This is a genomic window from Xenorhabdus griffiniae, from assembly GCF_015163655.1.
In the GTDB taxonomy this organism is placed as follows: domain Bacteria; phylum Pseudomonadota; class Gammaproteobacteria; order Enterobacterales; family Enterobacteriaceae; genus Xenorhabdus; species Xenorhabdus griffiniae.
The window spans coordinates 1-7,423 of the sequence record NZ_JADEUF010000145.1; the positions used below are offsets into that span (position 1 = coordinate 1).

8 protein-coding genes and 1 pseudogene are annotated in these 7,423 nt (G+C 39.3%); 3 read left to right on the forward strand and 6 right to left on the reverse strand.

The genetic code is table 11. The annotated features are described in order from the left end of the window. Positions 1 to 152: 152 nt before the first annotated feature. On the reverse strand, positions 153 to 491 hold the full coding sequence (locus IQ211_RS17010; protein WP_189760750.1) for a DUF5347 family protein: 339 nt from the start codon (positions 489 to 491) through the stop codon (positions 153 to 155). A 253-nt stretch (positions 492 to 744) separates the two neighbouring features. On the opposite strand from IQ211_RS17010, the gene IQ211_RS17015 reads away from it, so the two are divergent. Beyond that, complete coding sequence (locus tag IQ211_RS17015) at positions 745 to 1,365, forward strand: phage repressor protein CI (protein ID WP_223281815.1); 621 nt, start codon at positions 745 to 747, stop codon at positions 1,363 to 1,365. Positions 1,366 to 1,439: 74 nt separating this feature from the next. On the opposite strand, the gene IQ211_RS17020 is transcribed toward IQ211_RS17015, so the two are convergent. Both IQ211_RS17020 and IQ211_RS17025 read right to left on the reverse strand, forming a co-directional pair. Then, complete coding sequence (locus IQ211_RS17020) at positions 1,440 to 1,988, reverse strand: GNAT family N-acetyltransferase (RefSeq protein ID WP_189760749.1); 549 nt, start codon at positions 1,986 to 1,988, stop codon at positions 1,440 to 1,442. A gap of 23 nt (positions 1,989 to 2,011) precedes the next feature. Continuing rightward, the gene (locus IQ211_RS17025) at positions 2,012 to 2,506 is read right to left on the reverse strand and encodes a bactofilin family protein (RefSeq protein WP_189760748.1); all 495 of its coding nucleotides are present in this window, start codon (positions 2,504 to 2,506) and stop codon (positions 2,012 to 2,014) included. Positions 2,507 to 3,757: 1,251 nt separating this feature from the next. On the opposite strand from IQ211_RS17025, the gene IQ211_RS17030 reads away from it, so the two are divergent. Further along, positions 3,758 to 4,573 carry a helix-turn-helix transcriptional regulator gene (locus tag IQ211_RS17030; RefSeq protein WP_189760747.1) on the forward strand — a complete coding sequence of 272 codons (816 nt, stop codon included), beginning with the start codon at positions 3,758 to 3,760 and terminating at the stop codon, positions 4,571 to 4,573. 300 nt (positions 4,574 to 4,873) lie between these two features. Here the strand turns inward: IQ211_RS17030 and IQ211_RS17035 are convergent, their stop codons facing one another. Further along, a complete protein-coding gene (locus IQ211_RS17035; RefSeq protein WP_189760746.1) occupies positions 4,874 to 5,542 on the reverse strand; it encodes an epoxyqueuosine reductase QueH in 669 nt (222 codons plus the stop codon). A gap of 120 nt (positions 5,543 to 5,662) precedes the next feature. Continuing rightward, positions 5,663 to 6,412 carry an SDR family NAD(P)-dependent oxidoreductase gene (locus IQ211_RS17040; RefSeq protein ID WP_189760745.1) on the reverse strand — a complete coding sequence of 250 codons (750 nt, stop codon included), beginning with the start codon at positions 6,410 to 6,412 and terminating at the stop codon, positions 5,663 to 5,665. Between the two features lie 355 nt (positions 6,413 to 6,767). Here IQ211_RS17040 and IQ211_RS17045 point away from each other — a divergent pair, with 355 nt between their 5' ends. Then, positions 6,768 to 7,340: an AMP-binding protein gene (locus IQ211_RS17045; RefSeq protein ID WP_189760744.1), complete on the forward strand. Its 573-nt coding sequence runs from the start codon at positions 6,768 to 6,770 to the stop codon at positions 7,338 to 7,340. On the opposite strand, the pseudogene IQ211_RS17050 reads toward IQ211_RS17045, so the two are convergent. Next, positions 7,329 to 7,423, reverse strand: a pseudogene (locus IQ211_RS17050) (IS5/IS1182 family transposase); the annotation flags it as partial. The gene IQ211_RS17045 and the pseudogene IQ211_RS17050 sit on opposite strands and share 12 nt — an antisense overlap.

The following is a 7,423-nucleotide window of genomic DNA, read 5'->3' on the forward strand; positions in this document are numbered from 1 at the left end:
CAGGTAGATGAGGTTCAAGCAGAGCCCAAATATGATCTGAAATATCGTGACGGCGGTGTGCAGGTATACTCATGGTTAATCAGCTCTTTTGATGGAAGAAGAAATATTATCGCACAATTTACCTCATGACGACACCATCTAGAAAGCGGTAGTTAATTAGGCAATGTCAGGTACTTGGGAAATTGGCTGACAACGACCTTGATATGATTCATCGCTTTGATCAGCGCCCGCTTTTCCTCTTGAGTAAAATGGTTGTATTCACTGTCGTGGCGGGAGCGCGGGATATTCGCCAAATAGAAAATGGCAGATAACGCTCGTTTATTTTCTTCATAGTAATCGTCTCTTTTATCGCGCATATCGGCAAAAAACCGATTTAACTCCTTTTCATTGTCACCCCAATATGTCGCCCTAATCCTCGACAGGTAATTCAGTCCTTCCAGCCGCTGGCCGAGGTTAATCTGGGCAAACTTTTCTTTCTCTGTATTCGCCATATTTTCCCTCAACATTTTTCTACAAACCGCTCCTCAAAATCCCCCGCGATTTCCAACATTCTCTTCATTTCAAACTATCCACCTATCCTCAATGGCATTTCCGAAATACTTCGATATCAGGCATAAAGATTGAAATTTGGGCGTTCATGATGCAATATCTCTCAATGGTTTTCATCTTAACCAATCTGGGCCCACCAAAGATCTCACATCGAGAACTTAGGCGGGATACTAATAGCTCTTATCTGTACTGTCAATGAAAAATACCAATATTGAGATCAAAATGGGGGCCGATAGTGGGGGAAGACCTGCTATTGAACGTCTTGTCCGCGCATATGGATTTAAATCACGTCAGGCCCTAAGTGACCATTTGGGCGTTTCCAAAAGCACGATGGCAAACCGCTACCTTCGTGATAGTTTCCCTGCGGATTGGATCATCCAGTGCAATCTCGAAACTGGCGCTTCACTGCTGTGGCTGAGCACGGGTCAGGGAGAAATGTTTCCAGATGGAGAAAGCAACAAAAAAGCGGAACGGTTGGAAGATATCATTGCCCCATCCATCTCTCGTGTAAAATTATCGGGCGGTAAACTCAACGAAGTTAGCCCTGTAATTCTGGACAGCGAGTTGATTTCCAAGGAACTCAAAAATCCACTGATTGTTGATGATGGTGCCTCATGGTATCTGCTAGATACGCAGGAAGACAATATTCAAGATGGTTTATGGCTGGTGGATATTGAAGGTATGCACAGTATCAAAAAGATTGCCAAAATCCCAATCAGCAAGATTCGGGTCAGCGATAGCGACGTTACTTTTGATTGTGCAATCAGCGATATCAAATTTATTGGCCGCGTCGCTCTGGTCATATCCAGGCAGTAATAATCTGACATAAAATCGCTTCCATCAAGGTTATCTCTATCCGTTAGGATAACCTTGATGGCGTTCAACCATTTTCATACAAAATCTGAACGCCGAAGCCGATACAGGACATGCTCCCTTAATGGATGGTTTTTTTCTAACCCTGGGTGGAGAAATGTTTTTTCATCTCTAACCATACCCAATTTTTTCATGACATTTTCTGAGCGGTAATTAGAAATCGTGGTAAAAGCGACAACCTCTTCCAATCCGATTTCCGTAAATGCAAAGTCAAAAATTCTGCGAGCGGCTTCACACGTATAGCCTTGCCTCCAAAATGGTTTGTCCAGACGCCAGCCGATTTCAACAAAAGGTGAGAATGGAAATTTGATGTTCGGGACATTCAGTCCTACAGAGCCGATAAACTCACCATTTTGTTTTAATTCAACCGCCCATAATCCCCAGCCACCCTGCATTTCAAACTTGCGAATACAATTATCAATAAAAGTATCGCTTTGCGTCTTAGTCAGTATGTCAGGAAAAAATTCCATTACGTCGGGATTACTACTTAAGCGAAAGAAAGGCTCTCTGTCTTCGGCTTTCCAGGCACGGAGCCGCAATCTTTCTGTTTCTAATTCGACAACCACAACGCCTCCTTGGCTATTGATTATCAAGCGTTACTTTTCGCTTTTGGCTTATCACCTTGATTTTCTCTAATGGAAATAACTCGTTCCATTTCTGGTTTTTTCTTATTATCAACCTGTTCGGATTGGCCAAAAAACAATCCACCGCGTCGAATTGACATACTGCCACAACGACTAATGCCTCGTAACTCGCCATGTTCAAGGATATCTAACGTTTCCGCACAGCATGTGCCTTCAACATGACCATCAATGATAATTTCAGGTGCATTCAGCTCACCTTCTACTTTGCCGGCATGCATAATCCGAATGGCACCACCTTTTACGCGAATATTGCCAACAACTTTACCCCAGATCTGGATATCGCCTTCCATTTCGACATCCCCTTTGAAGATTGAGTTTTTTGCAATAATAGTATTAGGGCGGATCTCAGCTTCAGGTAATTTTTTCTCTTCAGGCTTGATACCCATAGTGGATGTCGAAGAACTGGCAGTTGCTGCCTCGGTTGTTTTTTTTCCAAACATAGCGTTTATTCTCAATTTCATTTTCATAAAGTAAAACACTAAGGCTAAAAAAGATAAAATTGCTGTCATGGCGCAACTAAAATGCGCACCATACAGATACAGTCCCAATGCAATTCCCCAAAGGAGCCATACACTGTATAAAAAAGCGTTATCTGAAAAACGATACATTGTCATATTGTTCTCGTTTTTGTGGTTTTTTCTTATATTCCATCAGCAAAATATATCTATACATATGCCTTAGCAGGTAACAAAAACAGGCTGTGGGAGCACATCCTACCATTGTACAAGTATAAAAAACAATCTACGAAGCTATAACAGAGGGATTTATAGCGTTATTACACGGATAAAGTTTCTATTTGAGTTTAATCCTCTGATTTATCGTTGAATTTTCTCACATTTATGAAGTAAGAAAAGCCGGCAATATAAATTTTATTTCTTATTTCATATCACAAACCACAAAAAAACAATTATTTAACAATTTAAATACATCATGGTTAAAACCTGAAAACACATCATCCCCAATAACTATTTGATTTATGGTTATTTCATCTATACCAATCCAACTTCAAGATGCGTCTGATATCTCCCCGCTTCGCGGGAGATATCAAGTTTCATATCGTGTTGTCAATTGCAACTTGAAGTTTAATACGTATATAAATCTGCAATCAGAACTAAATGGGTTAATCTGCTATGGTTTACATTCTTACAGCTCCCCAAGAATTGATATTTTTTAATGTTAATTTTATATTTCATTATTCATATGAATGATGAATCAACCTACGATTTTATCTACTATACCAATCTAACTTCAAGTTGCAGCTTGCAAATCAATGTGATTGTTTATATCTCTCCGCTACGCGGGAAAATATAACACGCATCTTGAAGTTAGATTGGTATATATTATTACTACACAAACATTTAAATGAATAAAAAAAACTTATAGCGAAATTCATCTCGCCATTGATATTCTCCACGACTAAAAACATTAAAAATAAATAACTCAATAAAAAAACCTTATAAATAAATAAAAATTATTTTAACATTAACAACATATTAAAACTGACCATGCAGATATTGATCAAAATAAGGTAAAAAAACAGACAAATCATTTTTAATCACAAAAAATTACACTTAAACCTAACACAAATATTTATTTAGTTATATAATACCAGCGGTTATTTAATAATAAAAAACACTTCATGCACTCATCAAAAAATGATTACTCACGATACGGAAAATTAGGAGTATTAGATGAAAAGGACGACGGGCTTAAACCAAAAGAATATTTGTACGTTCCAATTAACTATGCCGGATTTCAATATCCTGGAGCATAAACAAAGAGGGCTATATATTTTACTTGATGGCGAAATGGTGTGGAAAGATTGTATAAACACTTATCACATTAAATCGAATGAAATCCTTTTTACCCACCCTGGAAGTTATGCAGCTAAAACCAATACAGAAAGTTGCCAGCTATTATGGTTACCCTTACACATGGAGTTTTTACGTAGTTTTTTACAACGTTTCGGATCATTATTAAGTCAGTTAGAGCGACAAGAATTTCCTGCTTATAGGTTGATTCCTTTTAACCAGTTTCCCTTGTTAACAGAAAGCATTCGCGGGCTGGCGAACTTACTGGCGCATGATTCCCCTCCTGCTTTGGTTCAACTAAGAGTTGAAGAGTTATTGTTGCTGCTTTCCTTGGGTAAACAGGGAACACTGCTAATGTCTATTCTACGGAAATTAAGCAACCGTCCGGTAGAACGCCTGCAAACATTTATGGAAGCTCACTATCTCAAAGAATGGAAATTAAATGACTTCGCACGTGAATTTGGTATGGGGTTAACTTCTTTTAAGGAGCTTTTTAACAGTGTCTATGGTACTTCACCCAAAGCCTGGATTAGTGAACAACGCATTCTTTATGCACATCAATTATTACTCAATAGCGAAATGAGTATCGCCGATATTTCACTGGAATCGGGTTTTTCTAGTCAGTCCTATTTCACTCAAAGCTATCGCCGACGTTTTGGTTGTACCCCCAATCGCTCCAGATACGGCAAAGATTAGTGATTCATTTAATAACTAATCGTTAGTGTGATATTCCATAAATCAAGGCTTTCCAGTTTCATATAAACTCGTTTAGATCAAACTGAAAAGCCGCAACCACAATTAAGCGAAGATATTATGATCGTTTTTATCGATCAATCTCCTCTTATTGATCTGTGCAATCCATTGGACGGCGGTATCTCATATCACATATAGTCATGGTGACTCATCACTGTTTAGAGCTAATCCGACTAAGCTCTAAGTCACCACCAGGGATTTTTATACTTGCCGTATCTTTGGCCTGCTTCCGCGCAGGCTTTTTTATTCTTTTTTCTTGCTATCCGCACTATAGAAGACCGTACCTAATTTAATTCTTTCACGGCCGGTAGTCAGGCGATGACGATTAGTATCCCGCAGCGAGTAAATACAGCCACAATATTCCTGCTGATAGAACTCTTCTCGTTTACTGATTTCTATCATACGGGCAGATCCGCCCCCTTTGCGCCAGTTATATTCCCAATACATTAAGTCAGGATAACGGGAAGCGGCACGAACGCCACATTCATTGATTTGTTGCATATTTTTCCAGCGTGAAATACCGAGTGAGCTGGTAATCACTGGAAAACCATGTTCATGGGCATAAAGCGCCGTTCGTTCGAAACGCATATCAAAACACATTGTACAACGAATACCGCGCTCAGGTTCATTTTCCATTCCTTTCGCGCGTTCAAACCAATTATCACGGTCGTAATCGGCGTCGATAAAAGGAATACCCATCTCCTGCGCAAAACGGATATTTTCATCTTTGCGCAACTCGTATTCTTTCAGGGGATGAATATTCGGGTTATAGAAAAATATTGTGAAATCAATTCCTGAAGCCAACATTGCTTCCATCACTTCCCCAGAACATGGGGCACAACATGAGTGCAGCAGCACTTTCTTGTTCCCATTTGGCAATGGAAGAGGTTTACGCTCATAATTCAGTGACATAATATTTCTTACCTGATTCAGACAATAAAAAATCAGGAAGAGAACAAATCCCCTTCCTTGTGTTTACTGGGTAGACATTTTACCTTCTTCTACTGTCTTACGACAATCTTTGTAAAAGGATCAAGCCTCCGGTACTTCTGGTAAAACCTGCCCACCATCAACGACTATCGTTTGTCCGGTAATATATTTCGCTTCATCGGAAGCCAGGAAACAGGCAGCATAGCCAATATCTTCTGGCGAACCCAAAGCCCGCATTGGCGTGATCTCTTTCGCATAACTGAGGAATTCATCACCAAATGACTTTAAACCTTCCGTCATGATCATACCTGGCATAACTGCATTAATGGTGATGCCTTGTCCCGCGTATTCCAACGCGGCACTGCGCATAAACCCGAGTTGCCCTGCCTTACTGGCACCATAGTGGCTGTAACCCTGAATGCCTGTTATTTCCCCCGTTATTGATGACGTAATAACAACACGTCCGTAACGCTGCTTTTCCATGACATTCAATGCCGCCTGTACCAGGAAAAATGTCCCTTTAAGGTTGACCGTGTGCACTAAATCCCAATCCGCCGCTGTCATATCTTTCAGATAATGTTGTGGAAAAATACCTGCATTGGAACAAAGAATATCGAGCCTACCGTACTTTTCAACAATCTGGGCAATCACGTTTTTACATGCTGCTTGATCAGTCACATCAAGGGGAATGAAATCAACTTCTAGCTCTTTGGCAATGGCTTTTCCTCTCAGTTCATCAGTGCCGGCAATAATGGTAACAGCCCCCGCTTGCTTCAATACTTTGGCAATGCCCGTGCCAATACCTTTGGTGCCGCCTGAAATGAAAGCAATTTTTCCCGCTAAATTGAACATAGCTTTTCCTTTTATATTTAGTAGTGAGCGTTTTTTTATTATCTATACGCATTACAATTAACAACATTATATGAAACCTGATATCTCCCCCGCTTCGCGGGGAGATATCACACGCATCTTGAAGTTAGATTGGTATAAAATAGAATTATTCAATTTATTTTTAAACCGTAACTTTATCAGGTTTAATTAATGAAAGCTGCATATTAAAAAACATAAAATAAAGCCGCATTATTTACATGAAAAATTGAAATAAAATACCCTCCTTAAATTTTTCCGACATTGCTTATTCTTCTGCCAGAGATTATTTTTAAAATACGCAACATTTTATTAACGATAATGAGATGGAGTGAAGAGTATGACTCTCAATAATTCATTCTTACGTGAATATACCGGTACGGCATTATCACCGATTTTATTTCTTAAAAGGGCTATATTAAGCAATGGTAGTGATATTGCCATTATTGATGGCAAACAACATTGGACCTGGCACCAATATGCCAATCGCTGTGAAAGGATTGCTATCTCTCTCCAACAAATGGGGGTGGATAAAGGGAGCGTAGTCTCGGCTATTTTACCCAATATCCATGAATTGCTTGAGTTACATTTTGCTGTTCCTTTATCCGGTGGTATTCTTAATGCCTTGAGTACCCGAACAGATGCAGCCACATTAAATTTTGTTTTTGAAAAATTGCATCCCAAGATATTATTTATCGACAAAAATTATCTTTCGCTATTAAATAATGTCTCTTTCAATAATCCAATTAAGATAATTATTGTTGATGAAAATAATTTAGCGATTCCTATATCCCCTGCCGGCCATGAATTTATCGCTTACGAATCACTGGTAACCGAACACTCATCAAAGACACTCTCATTTATCCAAATTGACGAACAAGCCACTATTAGGTTGTGTCCCTTAATTATATAATCTCCGGTAAAAGAGCCGAATGCAGCCTAATTTCACCATGGACAGGTCGTTCCGCGCTGTCTTTTCATAACGTGTTGCGATAC